Source organism: Paenibacillus sp. RC21 (assembly GCF_044907935.1).
Lineage (GTDB): Bacteria > Bacillota > Bacilli > Paenibacillales > Paenibacillaceae > Paenibacillus > Paenibacillus terrae_A.
The window spans coordinates 474517-491313 of the sequence record NZ_JBIYCS010000004.1 but is presented as its reverse complement, the minus strand read 5'-3'; the positions used below and the strand labels follow the sequence as shown (position 1 = coordinate 491313).

15 protein-coding genes are annotated in these 16797 nt (G+C 42.5%); 11 read left to right on the top strand and 4 right to left on the bottom strand.

Going from position 1 to position 16797, the window contains the following annotated elements:
* Positions 1-35: 35 nt before the first annotated feature.
* Entirely contained in the window at positions 36-467 is a 432-nt protein-coding gene (locus ABIA61_RS15735; RefSeq protein ID WP_283653823.1) for an AbrB/MazE/SpoVT family DNA-binding domain-containing protein, read from the bottom strand.
* A gap of 179 nt (positions 468-646) precedes the next feature.
* On the opposite strand from ABIA61_RS15735, the gene ABIA61_RS15730 reads away from it, so the two are divergent.
* From ABIA61_RS15730 to ABIA61_RS15720, 3 genes are all read left to right on the top strand, one after another.
* Positions 647-2029 carry a helix-turn-helix domain-containing protein gene (locus tag ABIA61_RS15730; RefSeq protein WP_283653822.1) on the top strand — a complete coding sequence of 461 codons (1383 nt, stop codon included), beginning with the start codon at positions 647-649 and terminating at the stop codon, positions 2027-2029.
* A 228-nt stretch (positions 2030-2257) separates the two neighbouring features.
* Positions 2258-2437, top strand: coding sequence for an aspartyl-phosphate phosphatase Spo0E family protein (locus tag ABIA61_RS15725; RefSeq protein WP_044644219.1), 180 nt, complete (start codon positions 2258-2260; stop codon positions 2435-2437).
* A gap of 611 nt (positions 2438-3048) precedes the next feature.
* The gene (locus tag ABIA61_RS15720; RefSeq protein ID WP_283653821.1) at positions 3049-3780 is read left to right on the top strand and encodes a hypothetical protein; all 732 of its coding nucleotides are present in this window, start codon (positions 3049-3051) and stop codon (positions 3778-3780) included.
* A 30-nt stretch (positions 3781-3810) separates the two neighbouring features.
* On the opposite strand, the gene ABIA61_RS15715 is transcribed toward ABIA61_RS15720, so the two are convergent.
* Positions 3811-4032: a hypothetical protein gene (locus ABIA61_RS15715; RefSeq protein ID WP_283653820.1), complete on the bottom strand. Its 222-nt coding sequence runs from the start codon at positions 4030-4032 to the stop codon at positions 3811-3813.
* A gap of 766 nt (positions 4033-4798) precedes the next feature.
* On the opposite strand from ABIA61_RS15715, the gene ABIA61_RS15710 reads away from it, so the two are divergent.
* Complete coding sequence (locus ABIA61_RS15710; RefSeq protein WP_283653819.1) at positions 4799-5317, top strand: hypothetical protein; 519 nt, start codon at positions 4799-4801, stop codon at positions 5315-5317.
* Positions 5318-5874: 557 nt separating this feature from the next.
* Positions 5875-6318, top strand: coding sequence for a hypothetical protein (locus tag ABIA61_RS15705; RefSeq protein WP_137060791.1), 444 nt, complete (start codon positions 5875-5877; stop codon positions 6316-6318).
* Between the two features lie 68 nt (positions 6319-6386).
* On the opposite strand, the gene ABIA61_RS15700 is transcribed toward ABIA61_RS15705, so the two are convergent.
* Complete coding sequence (locus ABIA61_RS15700) at positions 6387-6845, bottom strand: DUF5301 domain-containing protein (protein ID WP_283653818.1); 459 nt, start codon at positions 6843-6845, stop codon at positions 6387-6389.
* Positions 6846-7130: 285 nt separating this feature from the next.
* Between ABIA61_RS15700 and ABIA61_RS15695 the strand changes: the two genes are divergently transcribed.
* The 6 genes from ABIA61_RS15695 to ABIA61_RS15670 all read left to right on the top strand — a co-directional run bounded on the left by ABIA61_RS15695 (position 7131) and on the right by ABIA61_RS15670 (position 15536).
* A complete protein-coding gene (locus ABIA61_RS15695) occupies positions 7131-9683 on the top strand; it encodes a DUF2339 domain-containing protein (RefSeq protein WP_404580979.1) in 2553 nt (850 codons plus the stop codon).
* Between the two features lie 162 nt (positions 9684-9845).
* A complete protein-coding gene (locus ABIA61_RS15690) occupies positions 9846-11195 on the top strand; it encodes a sodium-dependent transporter (protein WP_283653816.1) in 1350 nt (449 codons plus the stop codon).
* Between the two features lie 273 nt (positions 11196-11468).
* Entirely contained in the window at positions 11469-13424 is a 1956-nt protein-coding gene (locus tag ABIA61_RS15685) for an acyltransferase family protein (RefSeq protein ID WP_404580978.1), read from the top strand.
* Positions 13425-13783: 359 nt separating this feature from the next.
* A complete protein-coding gene (locus tag ABIA61_RS15680) occupies positions 13784-14740 on the top strand; it encodes a polysaccharide deacetylase family protein (protein WP_404520487.1) in 957 nt (318 codons plus the stop codon).
* A gap of 115 nt (positions 14741-14855) precedes the next feature.
* Entirely contained in the window at positions 14856-15239 is a 384-nt protein-coding gene (locus tag ABIA61_RS15675) for an AbrB/MazE/SpoVT family DNA-binding domain-containing protein (RefSeq protein ID WP_044644231.1), read from the top strand.
* Positions 15240-15536: a type II toxin-antitoxin system RelE/ParE family toxin gene (locus ABIA61_RS15670; protein WP_044644232.1), complete on the top strand. Its 297-nt coding sequence runs from the start codon at positions 15240-15242 to the stop codon at positions 15534-15536.
* Between the two features lie 99 nt (positions 15537-15635).
* On the opposite strand, the gene ABIA61_RS15665 is transcribed toward ABIA61_RS15670, so the two are convergent.
* On the bottom strand, positions 15636-16763 hold the full coding sequence (locus ABIA61_RS15665; RefSeq protein ID WP_283653814.1) for a glycoside hydrolase family 88/105 protein: 1128 nt from the start codon (positions 16761-16763) through the stop codon (positions 15636-15638).
* Positions 16764-16797: the final 34 nt, after the last annotated feature.

Below are 16797 nucleotides of genomic sequence, written 5' to 3'. Positions count from 1 at the left end.
ATGATATCCTCCTTCTTCATCTGTCTTGGCAAAGCTCATTCCTCCAGTTGGGCACTTGCCTGATCGAACACTTGTTGTATGAGCTGGCTTATGCGAGCTTCTGAGATACCCAACATGCCAGCATATTGCTGTTGTGTAGCATGTGGATGGCTTTCATATAGATCTAAAAGAAGTTGGGCCATGATCTCTTTGGGCTGAAAGACTTGTACACGCATAGATACGGTCTTGAGCATATAGTTGCAATTTTTACATATGAGAGAGCCTTTGAAACCACTTAATTCTTCAGTAGAGAGACAAAAATGACAAGACTGCCCGTAGTATCTTTGTAGTAATAGCGTACCCGTCTTTTCATCTGCAAAAAATTCAATAGAATGACCGTGAAAAATATCGCATGTATACAGGATTTCCTTGGGAATGACTAAGCGCCCTGTAGGGTCTAAGTTTTTTGTCATTTTTACATGAGGCATTGCCAAAAGACCTCCTATTACCAAGATAAAAAGCAATAAAATAGAAGCATTTATTCTTATTCCAAAATGTGGTATTATCAGGAGTAGTCAAAACTTCTATCATATTATAAGTTTCCAAAATATATTTTCTAAAAAAATGTGTATCATATTAAAGTTCACGCTGAAAGGGTGGTTTATTTATGGAAATCACACCCAAGATTAGAGCAGAATTAGAAAGATACCTAAAACAAGCAGGCTTGAGCATGACCGAGTTTGGACACATTGCTGGCATGAATCCGGGCACAGTAAGCGGTATTATAACGGGCAATCGTACCATTTCGGTGCACCAATTGGATCGCATTACGTTAGGAATGAATTTACCAACAGACCATTTCTATGAAAGATATATTGAAGAAAGTGTGATAGATGCACCGCTGAACTGGAGAAGAATTAGCCCGTTCTTGTACCGCTGTGTGCAGTTTCAGCGCGTAGACTGTTTGCAAAAAGTAGTAAGTGTGCTGCTGGATGATCTGGGCTATCTTCCTTATCTCTTTGCATTAGCAGAGGATTGTTATGAACAAGATTATCGGGAAGCAGCGGCTTACCTATACGAGAACATCGCCGAGGGCGAAAAACAGCAGCATTCGGAACGACTTGCGATCTGCCACTATCGCTTGTTCACCATTGCGATCGGAAAGGATCAAAATCGCAATATGGACGCCGCCGCCAAATTCGAATCGTTTGTCCATCGTTTGCATGAAGCCGACCAACTGGATGCGCTGAAAGATTTAGCGAATGTGTACAGAGCATTGAGTCAGTGGGACAAGGTATATAAGTATGCAAAGCAAATGGGACAATTAGGACAGGTTCAATATGATTTGGTTCACAACTCCAAGCGTAAAGGAAAAGAGTCGCAGAAAAAACCAAGTAAGCCGCTTTTTACCTACATAGCCTATTCCGAACTAATGTGTGCTAATGCTTGCGATGCGAAAGGAGATCATAAACATGCACTAGAACATCTTCAGGGCTATACCGATCTAAGTTGGGTAAAGGAGCAGGACCCCGATTCGCTTTATTGGAAGGGGCAATATCAGCAATGGGCGAAAATTAATACTTACGTGAACAAGCTGATGTCGGGAGATGTGAGTGTCTTGCCGGATTACGTAGAGTATATGGCAGGCGAAAAATATATTTTCAACGAACTCTTAAACGTCATTGAAGCAGCTAATCAGTACAATATTAATGTTGATCATATCCTCAAGCGCTTTGAACCCCAAATTGCCGCGTATCAGGAGCCATCCCCTGCTGATATTAAGCAACAATTTTTGCCACAGCAGTATGCACGGTTTTGGTACAAGATGGCCAAGTATAGCCTTAATAAAGGAAGATATTCATATGGTTTCGAGTGCCTTTTAGTCGCTTGGGAAAAAGCTCTTACAATTAATAATCAACTGATTATCTCAAATTGTGCACGATTATTTGATCGTTTTAGTGTGAATGCTGTCTTTGAAGCAGGAAAAAAACTTCAAAAAATGTGGAAAGAAAATGATCAAAAAGATGGTTTTGTTCTTGACAGCAATTAGCTTTGTACTGGTACTCGTACTACCAGTTCAGGCTAAAGATCCTATCCTGGGCACATTTAAACCTAAGAACACATTGGTGGAGCTTGATCCGAGCACTATTTCATTACCATTGACCAGCCTAGCTGCTGGTCTTTTTTTGCTATATTTTGTTGATTTTTGATTGCTAAAATAGCAATCCATATTTCCACATTCCAACCTAAAATGAGATTCATTAGGAGGGAATGCGCTATGAATACAGATGAAACGTTAAATCAACAGTTGGAAGATGCCCGGCAACGATTGCATGATCTGTACAAACAGTATGGTTTCGGACATGCCTGTGTGCTTGAACAGTCTATGTTTTTGGATGAACTGATTAATCAGTACAACCGTATGTTTCAGACCAAGAAGCTGACCCAACTGATATAACCAAACATCCTCATGCTTTCAAAGCCACATCACCTACATTGTTTTTCTTGCCTTAGCATGACGCCTGGTTTCGTTCAAGTAAATAAAACAGATACTGTTTATGCAAAACTATCCCTCCTCTCATCTAACTAATATAATCATTCTATATAATGGCTTTTTTAAAAGAAAAATACATTACCATGTCATAAAATGTAATTAATTTCTTGAGGTATGGGTAAGAATCGATGCACATATTAATTTCAAAAACCAACCAATGACCCATAAAACCTATCCTTTGGCCTAAAGGAAATGGCAATGCAAGCTTGTTAAGAGCTTTGTAAGGTTAGCTATCTAGGAGGGGGGATTCATTTATAGGGGATTCTTGAATTTTGTGGTAGGAAAATAGAAGTTTTGTGATACAATAATTATTGTAATTATTACCATTGATTAAAAAATATAATAATATTGAAATATTTTATGGTGTGATTTCATATGCAATTTTCTTCACTTTACTTTTGCTCGATTACATAAGATTACATACTTACATGTTTATTAGCGTTGTTAGTCGCTTTTTTTGTGAGTTTCTATGCAAAAGAAGTTTCTATAAAATAATATTATTTGGAGGGATTTCTTTGAAAAAGAAAAGTTTTGCGTTGATTGCTCTATCAGTAGCTCTATTTTCTGTTCCTGTTGTATCTGTTGCAAATGCTGAGGTAACTAATTCTAATATTGCTGTTAGTGAGTCAGCTACTTCACAGCCCAAAGTAGTTAAAGCCTACATAACTACAGATAGTGGTTTGGAAGAAATTTCGTTAAATGAGTATCAAAAACTTCTTTCTCAAGAACAGCCACAGACAGTCACAGCTCAAGTTTATGATGGCGAAAATAGGATTAGTCCAATGGCTGATACTGGCCTTGACTTTGTTTCTAAGCGTAAATTAATCCAGTCCTTATACTATCCTAGTCAATTACAAGTAGCTATGAAAAGCGATGTAACTGACTATATTAAAAATAAAAGCAAAACTACCACAGTAACCCAAACGGTAGGTTGGTCAAAAAGTTATACGTGGAGTGCGAATATGACCGTTTCCACTAAATGGAATGACGCAGTAACTTCAGTTCTAGGAGGTGGCTGGTCAACTACTGACTCCTATACTTATACTAGTTCTCTAACTGTTAAGCCTGGATATCAAGCGAAACTACAATTTACCCCTTTTTATAAAGTAGTTACAGGAGACCTAGTTGGTTATAATTATGTGGATACGGTATTAGAGCGCATCCGTAATGTTACCATCAAAACCCCTGTTAAACTTGCGGGTGGTAAAGTACAAGGTGTAATCACTGTAGTAGAAACAAAGCTATAGTAATTAATTGATAATGTAAAAGAAGAAGGACTAGTCCTTCTTCTTTTTTTTAAAATATTCATATTCACTTACAGCTAAGTAAGCTACTCCAATAATCAAAGCTATTACGGCAAAAACTTTTAGAGAATCAAACGTTACATTATAATTAGGATTTAACGTTCCGGCTCCTATAATTGATGCACAAAGATAATAAGAAGAATACAACATAGCAGATATAAAACAAAATATAGTTCCTGTCGCGGCCCTATTCATTGTCATCACCCTTTATAATTTTATGTAATAAATCCAAAAAATATAAACATGATTATTATAATCCAAAAGGTTGCGCACATCAACTTTTGGAGATTGTCAATATTCATCACTTCTCTTACCCCTCCCAGTCATCCTGACAGAATCAAAACGAAGGATGGATTGTTTGTAAAAAAACTTCAGTCAAAATGAAGTAGTTTATGGTCAGTCAACAGATGAGGAAACGCAAGAGAGGATCATCTGCAAGAAAAAAGATGGAACCTTGCTATTACGGGAGACCAAAGCTGGTAAAAAAGAAGCCGTGTTGCAAACTTTTAGTGAAACCATGCTCACCTACAAAATCTAATCATTAAAATTTACACTCATTTCAAAAAATAAGAAAGCTAATTTTAAGTGACATGCAGAAAGCCTAAAATCTGTGACGACTCTTCCCTTCTTCTGTGAAAATCTAACCGCTCAGATCTGAGCTATACCCGTTGTTCTATTTCTCTGGACGACCTACTTTTTTCATCATGATCCTTCCAATAAGAATAAATACAAAGAACAATTAAGATCAGTGGAAATAAGTAAAAAGCATCATTAAATCCTGCGGAATGGGTGACTCTTAAATAGTATAAAAAGTCAAAACATAGACATGCTTGATATTAAAGCAATGGTACCGCTTAGGGAATACATGTATCTCTCTCCTTTATGAAGTGTGATAAAACGCCTGTAAAACAGATGTGAATGTTATCATTATAATGTAAATATATGACCAGAAGGGAATATCATGAAAAAAATAGCGATTATTATTGCTGCTTTACTGCTTTTTGTTGTAGGTACACCTAACATTTACGCAGCACAAAATGATGTAGCAGTACCTCATCCTGATAAGATTTCGGCGAATACATCCACTAAGGTGACCCGAGATACTGGTACAACAACTACTGGTGACCATGTCATAACTCCTCAGAGCGTGGGGAATTCTTTTAACTTTACTGTAGGGGGAAGTGCAACTGCACCAGGTAGCTTCGAGGTTCCTAAGGGGTTTGGGCATGTTAAATTGCGCATTAGAAATTATGCTAATGCCCCGGTTGATTTTACTGTACAGCACAACGATTCTGGTAAAGTGTATGTTGACGGCAAGACAATCAGCAAAAACAGTGAAACAGTTTGGAGAAGTACTGATGCGGGATTTTCGGACGGTTTGCGTTCTGGACGATATACAATTCAGTTCCGGGGCGGTACAAACAAAGTTAATGTGGAAATTTGGGGCGTAGCCGGTTCATTGCCTTCGGACGCAAAATAATAACTGACCTAAACAAAGAAAGCTCTGGGCCTCAGGTCTGGAGCTTCTTTGCGTTTTTTCTTAGGGTTCACGTTGTAGTTTGAGAAAACAGGCTTAGGAAGATGTATCAACCAATGTATAAGCTTTATATTGAAGATTTAACTGAATCTTAAGTAGCTCAGCAATTACACATTAGTCAACAGGCGGTGAGCAAATGGAAGAAAAATGCTCCAGGAACTATCTCAGACAGTGGACTTTTAAGATTAATACAAATAGTTCAGAAAAAGGACAGCCAAGCTATGCTACAGCTCATTGATATCTCTTAAAAAACGATATTTTGCATGTAAGTAAATTTATTTACTTGCCACAAGAAGATGCCATTTCCCAGATTATCGTTGAATTTTTAGAGTACATTCAGTTAAACCAACTGGAATAGAAACTTTTAAATAAAAAAGTATGAATGAATTGTAAAAATGCTTCTTTTTTTCCCTATATAACGAGAAGCAAATAAAAGCGCGCAGCTTTCTCTAGCCAGTCTGATTAGACAAAAAAACTTTAATTAAAAGGAGATAATTATTATGGCATTTACAAAAGAATACACTGCTAGTATCGTTTTGAATTTGGATCAGGTCAGACAAATGCAAAGAGCACAACGAAATGTTTATGATAAGGGTCTTGTAGAGCAAAATACTAATGCTTTGGCCATTGCGTTAAGTACTTCGCTGTCTGTTATTGGAGCTATGTTTTTTAAATACACTGCACCTAGTTTGGCAGCAGGCATAGCTTCTCTCCTGGTGGGTATGATTCCTAGTGAAAAAGAAGCTCTCAAAAGTATGGTTATTAATGGTTACTGGGAAATGGGGTATCTCCAAGACTTTTTGGAGGACAATCAAGGGAGATATGATTTGATTGAAGTTAAATTCCCATTTATTGAATACGAAACACAGGGAATCAGATTCATTACCGGTAAAGGTGTAGTGACGCGAGTGCATTCCACCAGCGGTGGATGGATGCTTCTTTAATAGTCATAGAAAAGATAATCGCTTGTCTTTATCTAAGACAAGCGGTTATCTTTTCCTCCAACCAAAATTTATTCGAAAAATTTTTGCATTAATTTTCCATTATACCCGCTAATAATCTCATATGAAACAACGCTATTTTTAGGAACGGCCGAATTGTATTGATAGACTACTAAATTTTTTCCTCCCAATATGGTTAATCCAAGTTTCCTTTCTTGTTTTGATCTAATAGTGATCCAGTACAAGTCGGACAAGGGTGTACTTGAATTGGATTTTTTTAGCTGTAATTGCGAAAATACATTTATGATTTGATTAATTGATTTAGGGTCTGACACGGTTATTTTTTTTTCATTTGCAGAATTATCATCTGATTTAATAATTTCAATTGTGTCAATGTCCCCTAAATTTACTTGTCCCAAAGCTGCTTCTTTAAAAGATATAGTCGTTTTAGATGTAAAAATGGCTCCTGCAACGACTATTACTACTAGAAGTATTATGGAACTTAGAATGTATTTTTTTTGTATTTTCATAAAGTCCTCCTTATGAATCATATGTACATAATATACCATAAATATAAAAAAATTACCATAACAGCCTTTAGGCCCTTCCATACTGGATTCGTCTCCAACTCCTTCAAGCCCGTTGCCGTTTTTTTCGTGTAGTCTTCCCCGACAAACATATAACCCGGGTTTCGTTTTTGCGAAGGGGGGGGATAGGCCTTAGCCAAGCTCAAAATGGGCTATAGTCTCTATAATGCTTTTTTAATTTCATGTAAAATGTAATGATTACCAAAATGGGCAGCGATGGAGGGAAACATGAAGGATTTGAAAGATCGTTTACATATGATCCGCCAAGAGCAGAGCAAGCTGCTTAAGGAATACCAGACGTTAATTGCGGACTACGAAGCCTCGGATGTCATTCTGGAGAATGAGGTGCTACGGAAGAAATTTGAGGATGTTCAGGCCCACTGCCTTCGTCTGGAAGAGCGGGTACAACATATCGAGCAGGAAAATGGAAAGCTGCGCACGGCGCTGACGGAGCAAATGCTGAGCGAGAAGGCCAATATGATCCGCATCTCGCGTGAAAAGCTGGAAACCTATTTTGCTTCCAGAACAGCAGAAGGGACGAACCGATTGACTGCCTTTGAATACGGGGCTAAAAATCGTGTAGACCAGCTTATTCAGCAAAGCACTCATGAGCTTAAAGAGGATCAGGAGGAGATCGTCGCCAGATTGCGGCAGTTCTCGGAGGAGATCCGTGAGCGGATCATGGAGCAGCGCCGACGTTTCCAAGAGGCTGAGCAAAACTTGCTTCATTATACAGCGAACGGGCTGGACCAGCTCCAAGAAGAAGAGATCAGCGAAGAAACGATGCAGAAGCGCATGAAGCAGAATCAGTTCGAAATGAAGCTGGGCTTGAACTGGATCAACAAGCTGGGGATTTTGCTCATTATTTTAGGTGTAGGAGCTGCCTTTAAATATTCATATTCCAACTGGTTTACAGGAAATATGAAGGGCGTGGCCTTCTTTCTGTTAGGAGCGCTGATGCTGGGTGGCGGCGAGTGGTTGTACCGCAAACAGAAGCAGACCTTTGCGCTCGGGATATTGGGCGGCGGTATTTCGGTGCTGTACGGGTCGATTTTTTACAGCTACTTTTTACTCGAAATTATAGGAATGTATACAGGCATTGGCCTATCCGTGCTGGTGACGGTGACCGCTGTGCTGTTGTCGTTAAGGTATGAATCCCGAACGATTTGTTCTTTTGGATTGGTAGGGGGATATCTCCCGTTGTTTTCCTACATGGCGGCGAACGGGCTGGAAGGGAACTCGGTTTACATCGCCATGGGCTACCTGTTCCTGCTGAACCTGCTGATTCTGCTCGTATCCTTCCGCAAACGTTGGGTCGTCGTGCAGTATATCAGCTTTCTGCTGAATACGCCCCTGATGATTGTACTGGTATGGTTGTCGGATAGCACGACTGCAAGCATGTTGTATGCAGTTATTACATTTGCAATGTACCTCGGGATGACGCTCTGGGTGCCGTTCCGATTAAAAGAAAAGCTATCCTGGCTGGATTTCTCCCTGCTGGCTCTGAACACAGTCGTAAGCTGTACCGTTCTGTACTCTCTGTTCGACGATGCAGGCCTGGATGATTACAAAGGCTTGCTGGCACTCGTCTTTTGCCTGGTGTATGGGGGCTTGGCGCAATGGGTCAGCAGATTTATTCCGGAAGAGAAACAGACAAAGGTATTGTTTTATGCCACCTCCTTGACCTTCGCCATTCTGATGGTTCCGTTCCAGTTTGGAGTCAAATGGCTATCTATGGGCTGGCTAATCGAGGCCGTTCTCCTGACGTTGTATGGCAACCGTTATCGGTTGAAGGAATTGGAGCGAGCTGGCTGGGGCATTCTATTACTATGTCTGGGGGCGTTCTTTTTCGTCGATTTCCCTATATATCTGCTGTCGGGATTTGAGAAGGATTATTTTGGCCTCAAATACACGCTTATTACGCTGGGGATGCTGATCGTTACCGTCTTTTATGCGAATCAGTTCGGTCGTCCAGATGCATTCAAAAACATTCGTCTGTACGAGATGCGTATCATGCAGGGTTTTAAATATGTGACGCTGGTGAATGTATATGGTTATTTGCTGTATGAAGCCGGGCATTGGTATAACATCATCGTACCCGAAGGATTCACACACTATTCCTTTTACAAAGCGCTGCTGTACACCTGTGTATCGCTGGTTTTGGCTTACTCCTTACCTAAAGTGAAGCTGCTGTATGATCAGGTGATTAAATACTACAGCTTGGCGTTGTATGGCATCGGCTATGCGTTGGGGCTGCTGGTTACCGTGGCCATTCCAACCTTGCATGACAATTATGCGCAAAATACGGCTGCCGATTATGTGGCGCTGGTGGTGCTGGCTGTCTTCAATGTCCTGGTATTTTTCAGCAGCAAGGATTTTCTGAACGCACTGATGACCCGACATTATCGAAGCACGGAGCTGTATCCCGTTATCATGGGCGTATATTTGCTGGGTGTGATTACCGCATTCCTCGGGGTTCAGTTCCGTCTGGGAGATGCCGGGCTTGTATTCAGCTTGGTGTATCTGTTGCTGGCCATTTTGTATATTGTCTACGGTTTCCGCAAACGGGTTGTCTACATTCGCAGATTTGGTCTGGGATTGACTTTGTTATCGACAGGCAAGCTACTGCTGTATGACCTGCATCTGTTAACGACAGGAAGCACCATCGTAGCTTACTTCTCTTTTGGTGTGGTATTATTGGCGATTTCGTATATTTATCAAAAAGTATCGAATCGCATGGGAGAGACCATTATAAAGAAGGATGTTGAAGGAAAAATGTAGTTTTTTGTAGGATTATATAGATATCCGACAATATGAAAATAAATTCGATAATAGTGAAAAATATTGTATGTCCTTACATCCTACTTACGCTATAATGAGTAAAAATTATTTATGTACGCATGCTTATGTTTATGCGGAAGTAGAGAGAATGAGGGGGATACAATGAGTTTGAGCAAGGGGCAGAACAGCCTGAACGATAAAAATGAACGCTTCTCGTCGGCCGGATTCATATTGGCAGCGATCGGGAGTGCGGCAGGACTCGGCAACATTTGGAAATTTCCATATATTACTGGACAGTATGGTGGGGCGGCATTTTTCATGCTGTTTATCGTCTGTCTGTTGCTTGTAGGTTTACCTGTATTGCTGGCTGAGCTGGCGCTTGGTCGAGCTGGCCGGGGTAGTGCTGCTTCTGCTATGGTCAAAGTAGGCGGTCATCCGATTTGGGGTAAATTAAGCATCATGTATGTTATTATCCCGTTTGTCATTTTGTCGTTCTACAGTATCGTAGGGGGCTGGACGCTCCATTATGCTATACAGGCATTCACCGGAAAATTGTTCTCCAATAACGATTTTGCCGGACAATTCGCCGCATTCTCTTCGGGCTACGCACCACTGGCATGGCTGTTGATTGTTTTTGCCATTTGTGCAGTTGTCGTTATTTTGGGTGTATCCAACGGGATTGAAAAATTCAATAAAATCCTCATTCCTGCCAAAGTCATTCTATTGCTCGTCTTGATGGTGAATGCTCTGTTGCTGCCAGGTTCTGGCGCAGGTGTAGCTTTCTTTTTGAACCCTGATTTTTCTAAGCTCACTATAGAATCAGCATTGGTTGCTTTGGGACATGCCTTCTTCTCACTATCTCTGGGGATGGGAATCATGGTAACGTATGGTGCGTATGTGGATCGCCGCCAATCGCTGGGTACGGCTGCGTTGGCCATTGGAGGAGGCGACTTGATCTATGCGTTTATCGCAGGTATGATCATTTTCCCAACTACCTTTTCTTTCGGTATTAACCCGGCTCAAGGACCGTCTTTGGTCTTTATCGCATTGCCAGCAGCGTTTTCCGCTATGCCTTTCGGTTCGTTTTTCGGCGGTTTGTTCTTTGTACTGCTGGCGGTTGCAGCCATCGGCTCGATGGTATCTCTGTTGGAGGTGCCTGTCGCCTATGTGATGGAACGTTTCCGTTGGAGTCGTGTCCGCTCAGTTATCATTATTTCCATCCTGTGTCTGTTGATGGGTGTTCCATCCGCATTGTCTATGGGGCTGGTGCCGGAACTGAAGGTCGGAGGCAAGTCATTCTTTGACTTTGTAGATTTCACGGCATCCAACATCTTCTTGCCACTCGGTGGCCTGATGGTCGTTATCTTTGCAGGGTACTATTGGAAAAATGCAGCAGAGCAAGCGAACCTCAAGCCTGCATGGTTCCGAATCTGGCTGTTTGCCCTTCGGTATGTTGCACCGATCCTGATGTTGCTGGTATTCCTGCATACCTCAGGCATCATCAAATTTTAAGCTAAAATCATCAAAAAGGCATTTTCTTCCCAAGGGAAGAGATGCCTTTTTTTGTATATCTATCAGTGGTTACCTAACTGTGGAAAGGAGTGATATAATAAAAACATTGTCATTAATTTTAACTTCATTGAAATCATTACGAATATGAAGTTTTATATAATGAACGAAAAGGCTACAGGGCATCGAACCAAAACGATGTGCAGGAGAGGGAAAGGGCAGAAGAGCATTGAAACAGACAGGGAGCTTGAATTTGCATGAAGGATGGCGGCTGAAATGAAGTCTAATCCGTTGCCATCACAACGTCGTTATATGCCGGGACTGGACGGGTTAAGAGCGCTGGCGGTCATCGCAGTCATTGTGTATCATCTGAATCCGGATTGGTTGCCGGGAGGCTTGTTGGGTGTAGGCGTTTTTTTTACGTTATCGGGGTATTTAATCACGGATATTCTGGTAAGTCAGTGGGATACATATCATAGTTTTAAAATGAAAGATTTCTGGTTGCGTCGGGCCAGAAGGCTGCTGCCTGCCATGCTGACGGTTGTAGCCGTCATTGTCCTGTGCTCGTTGCTTTTCGATCCGTCACGGCTCACGGCCTTGCGTGGAGATGTACCTGCTGCATTGGTATATATGAGTAACTGGTGGTTTATTTTTCATCAGGTATCGTATTTTGAAAGCTTTGGACCACCTTCGCCGCTCGGACATCTGTGGTCGCTGGCGGTGGAGGAACAATTCTATATCCTGTGGCCGTTAATGCTGGCGCTTGGGCTGAAATATATGCCCAAGCGTATTGTGCTCGCAGGCTGGGTAACTTGCCTGGCGTTGATCTCTGCGCTGCTGATGGCAGTAATTTACGTGCCCGGAACTGATCCCAGCCGGGTGTATTATGGCACGGATACACGCGGATTCGCCCTGCTGATCGGTGCGGCGCTGGCTTTGGTATGGCCGAGCGGCAAGCTGAAAGGGCAAGCGTCTGCCAAGGCGCGCTTGTTCCTGGATGGTATTGGGGCTGTAAGCTTGCTGCTGCTGTGTCACTGGGCATGGGCCTCGAATGAATATGACCCGTCTTTGTATCGGGGGGGCTTGCTGGGCATAGCTTTGGTCACTGCTATTGTGGTCGCAGCGTTAGCACATCCGGTGAGCCATCTCGGAAAGCTGCTTGGACTCAAGCCGCTGCGCTGGATCGGCGCACGTTCCTACGGGCTATATCTGTGGCATGTTCCGGTTATCACCCTGGCGACACCGCAGGTGGATACCGAGGGTGTGCATGTGCTGCGAATCATTTTACAACTGTTAGCAACCATATTACTTGCGTCTCTCTCATATAAATATATCGAGGAGCCGATCCGGCACGGAGGGTTTCGCCACTGGATCGCGGGCATCCGTACAGCGGTTCGCAGACAGGCACGCTGGAGATGGATGCCTGCAACCGCAGCATCTGTGCTTTTTATAGGAGTTTTTGTGGGCACCATTCACCTCTACGTGACGCCTACTGGCGTAATCACGCAGGCAGCGGCGAACGATGGGATTCTAAGCGGGAAGACAGTGCCGCCGCTTCACGGAACTGTATCCGTGGCTTCGAAGGAGCCGAAAGCCAAACCACAAGTATCCGGGGGCAGCAAGGTGCAGGACGCAGTTAAGGTCCAAGCTCAAACCCAAGCGCCAAAGAATGCGGAGACTAAGGCTGGCACTACGGATGGGGCTAAGGTTCAGTCGGATACTTCGACCCAACAGCAACAGGCAACGCCTAGTGCAGATGTTGGCGCAGGTGTGACCGCAATTGGCGATTCTGTCATGCTGGATGTGCAGGCATACATTCAGCAAGCTTTTCCAGACGCGGTTGTAGACGGACGGATCGGTCGGCAGATGGCGGAAGCGCCTGCCGTGCTGGAGCAGTTGAGGCAGAACGGACAGCTAGGGAAGACAGTCATTATTGAGCTGGGCACAAACGGTGCCTTTACCAAGGGCCAATTGACCGATTTGCTCGGCAGTCTGAAGGATGCGAAGCGTATTATCCTCGTGAATACTCGTGTCCCACGTCCGTGGGAGAGCATCGTGAACAGGCATCTTGCCGAAGCGGCAGCCCAGGATGAACGGATTACGATGATCGACTGGTACGGAGCCAGCTCTGGCAAAAACTCGTATTTTGAACCCGACGGAGTTCATTTGAAGCCCAAAGGCGCCAAAGCCTATGCATCTTTGTTGGCTCAGGTTTTGACAAAGCAATCTTAAATAGCAATCGTTGTCAAGTAGCTGTGATGCGCAAATATCACGGCTCCTTTTTATTTTATTGAGCTATTTCAGTTGGTTTCCTCTATCTTAAATATGAATTGTTATTTATATTTTCGTCATAACTATTCTAATTTTAGAAATCGGGTAGTGAAGCGGGTTTTCGTTGGTGTGACAAGGATCGACGGAATATGACAATTTTCAGGGAATTCCACTTGTGATTTTTGAAGCCTGAAGGGTAACAACTCTTTGCTATTTGGCTACAATTTTTCAATTTTCATTCTACTTATTTATGGTAAGGTTACCTAGACGAACATGCCTGATTTCGGGAAATATTAATTGTGGTGGGGGTACATAAGCTAATGGAAAAGAGTTACACACATAGCAGGACAAGAGAGCATCGCTTGAAGAGGAACAAAAGAAGAATCATATTCATTGCTATTTTATTATTCGTGATCGGCTGTATTACGCTCATTGTGCTAAAGGTTTCAGATAGCAAACCACCAGCCCAAACACTGGAGCAAGTAAAAAAAACAGATGCCGTATCCAATGACAAATCAAAAGGTAAAGCAAATGCCGAATCGAATGGTAAAGTTGCTTCACAAAAAGACGATGCCGGAGTTGAAGATGGTGCCTTTGTTGAGAAATATTTAAACCAACAAATGCTGGGGCAGAAGCCTGATGGAGCCGACGGTAAAAAAGTAGCTTATTTATCTTTTGATGATGGGCCATCCGTGACGGTAACACCTGAAATATTAGATATTCTGAAAAAACAGAAGGTTAAGGCGACCTTTTTTGTCGTAGGAAAGGAAGCCGATGATAATGAACATACGAAGAATATCATCAAAAGAATTGTTGCAGAAGGTCACGCTATAGGAAACCATACGTATTCACATAACTATAAGTATCTATATCCCCACAAGGCTGTAAGTACGGACAACGTTATGAAGGATATTGAAAAGAACAATCAGGTATTAAAAAGCATTCTGGGACCGGACTTCTCGACAAGAATGATTCGATTCCCGGGAGGCCACATGACGTGGAAGAAAAAAGATCCAAAAGGTATGGCCGCATTAGATGCAGCTTTACTTAAGAAGGATTACCACCAAGTGGATTGGAATGTATTAACTAAAGATGCAGAGGGACGACACAAAAAAGCGGCCGGACTCATAAACCAATTCATGAAGTCTGTAAAGGGTCGAGAAAAAGCCGTGATCTTAATGCATGATACCTATGGCAAGGAAGAAACTGCAAAGGCTTTACCAGTCATCATAGAATATTTGAAAAAACAGGGATATGAATTTAAGATTATGAAGTGAATATATGTTTAGGTTGCTTCCTTTTCGAAAACTACTTATACTATAATTAGAGAAGTAAAGAAACAAAGAAAAATTGTTTCTCGGAATAGAATGGGTGGAAAAGGGGGAGTATACTATGGTAATAGCTAATGAGGCGGTGGAACGAGTGGAATGGAAACGTGCGCGTGTCTCGCAAAAACGCCAAGTCACAATACCTCAAAAACTGTATGAACAGGCTGGAATTAAGGATGAAGTGGAATTCGGGATCAAAGGAAATAACATCATTATTCGTCCTGTACGTGAAAATACTGCGAATGACAATTTTTCTGATCTTATCTTAGCTGATCTCATTAAGGAAGGGTACAAGGATCAGGAACTGCTTCAAAAATTCCGTGAAAGACAGGCTGAGCTTCACGGGGCTGTAAAGTCATTAATTGCTGAATCCGGAGAGGCTGCCCGTAATTTTAAATCTGGCGATGATGATACGGATGAACTATTTGGCGATGTGGTGGAGGATTAAATGCTTCCAGTCACATACTTAGGTCCTGCAAAACGATATTTTAAAAAGCTTTCTGAAAGACCGTTAAAGTCAGCCTACCTGGATGCTATTACAGCCATACGACTTGATCCCTCCATTGGAGAGCACAAAACAGGTGATCTAAGCGGAACTCTTGGCTACAATGTATTTTATAAAGGTACCAATTATGAAATTGCGTATCGGCTAGAAGAAAATGAGGAAGGCGAACTCATTGTAGTCATATTGGCCGGTTCCAGGGAAAATTTCTATGAAGAACTCAAGCGTTACTTGAAAAGCTGAAAACTTTAGATTTCAAAGAAAAAATGATAGATAACAAGAAAAGGACGAGGGCCATTGGCCCCGTCCTTTTCTATTGTAGAAGATTACATTTCGTCCGCTTTAGAGCCGTTCCGCTTCAGCCATCGCCTGAATGAAGGCTCCGATACCTTTGGGATCGTTCGTCACAATCGGCTCGCTGATATAGTAAGCGAAGGTGCCGTCCCGACGATCTTTACCGCCCAAACCGCTTACTTGCACCGTTTTATTCAGATTCACGAGTCCTTCTTCGGTAATCGTGATAAATTCATCAATAATACCTTTACGGATGATTTCTGCCTCTTGACGATAATGCTCTGGCAGATAACCTTTGCGTACGCCTTTGGCGATCGCATAGAGAATCATGCAGGAAGCGGAGGCTTCCAGATAGTTCCCCTTCAGATGGCCCAGATTGAGCACCTGATAAAAGACTCCGCTTTCCTCATCGCGTACTTCCAGCAGGGCTTCCAGTGTTTCCGTCAGCATACTTAGCAGTTCGGAACGGTCGGCGTGATCTTCCGGTATATAGTCCAGCACATCAACAAGCGCCATGACGAACCAGCCGATGGAGCGTCCCCAGAAGTTCTTGGAACAGCCTGACTGCGGATTGCACCAAGGCTGTTCACGTTTTTCATCCCAAGCGTGGTAGAGCAAGCCCGTTTCAGGATCACGTGTATGCTTGTAGCAGAGCTTGAACTGCAGGGTCACATCGCTGAATTCAGACGAATCTCCGAATTCGCGGATGAATTCCGCATAAAACGGGGCACCCATATACAAGCCGTCCAGCCAAATTTGATATGGATAAATTTGCTTATGCCAGAATGCGCCTTCATGCGTACGAGGGTGCTTCTCCAACTGACTGCGCAGATGGGCAGCCGCCTTTTTATAACGTTCATCTCCTGTGGCATGATACAGCGGGAATAACAGCTTGCCATTGTTCACGTGGTCAATATTGTATTCATCCACTTTATAGCGCTGAATAACCCCTTTTTCGTCAACAAAATGATCCATTTGTTTTTTCACATATTCCATATACTTGGGATCGCCTGTCAGTTCACCGACCGCTTCCAAGCCTTTGTAAATGACGCCGTGGTCATATTCCCATTTTTCATAAAATTCCGGACTTCGTTTAAGTACAGAGTCGCTCATTCGTACAGACCAAGGCTCTGTTTTTTTGGATGGAGATGTTGGTTGTGATGTTGGATTTGCCATGATACAGTCACCTCTTTGGTAAATATTTGATTGG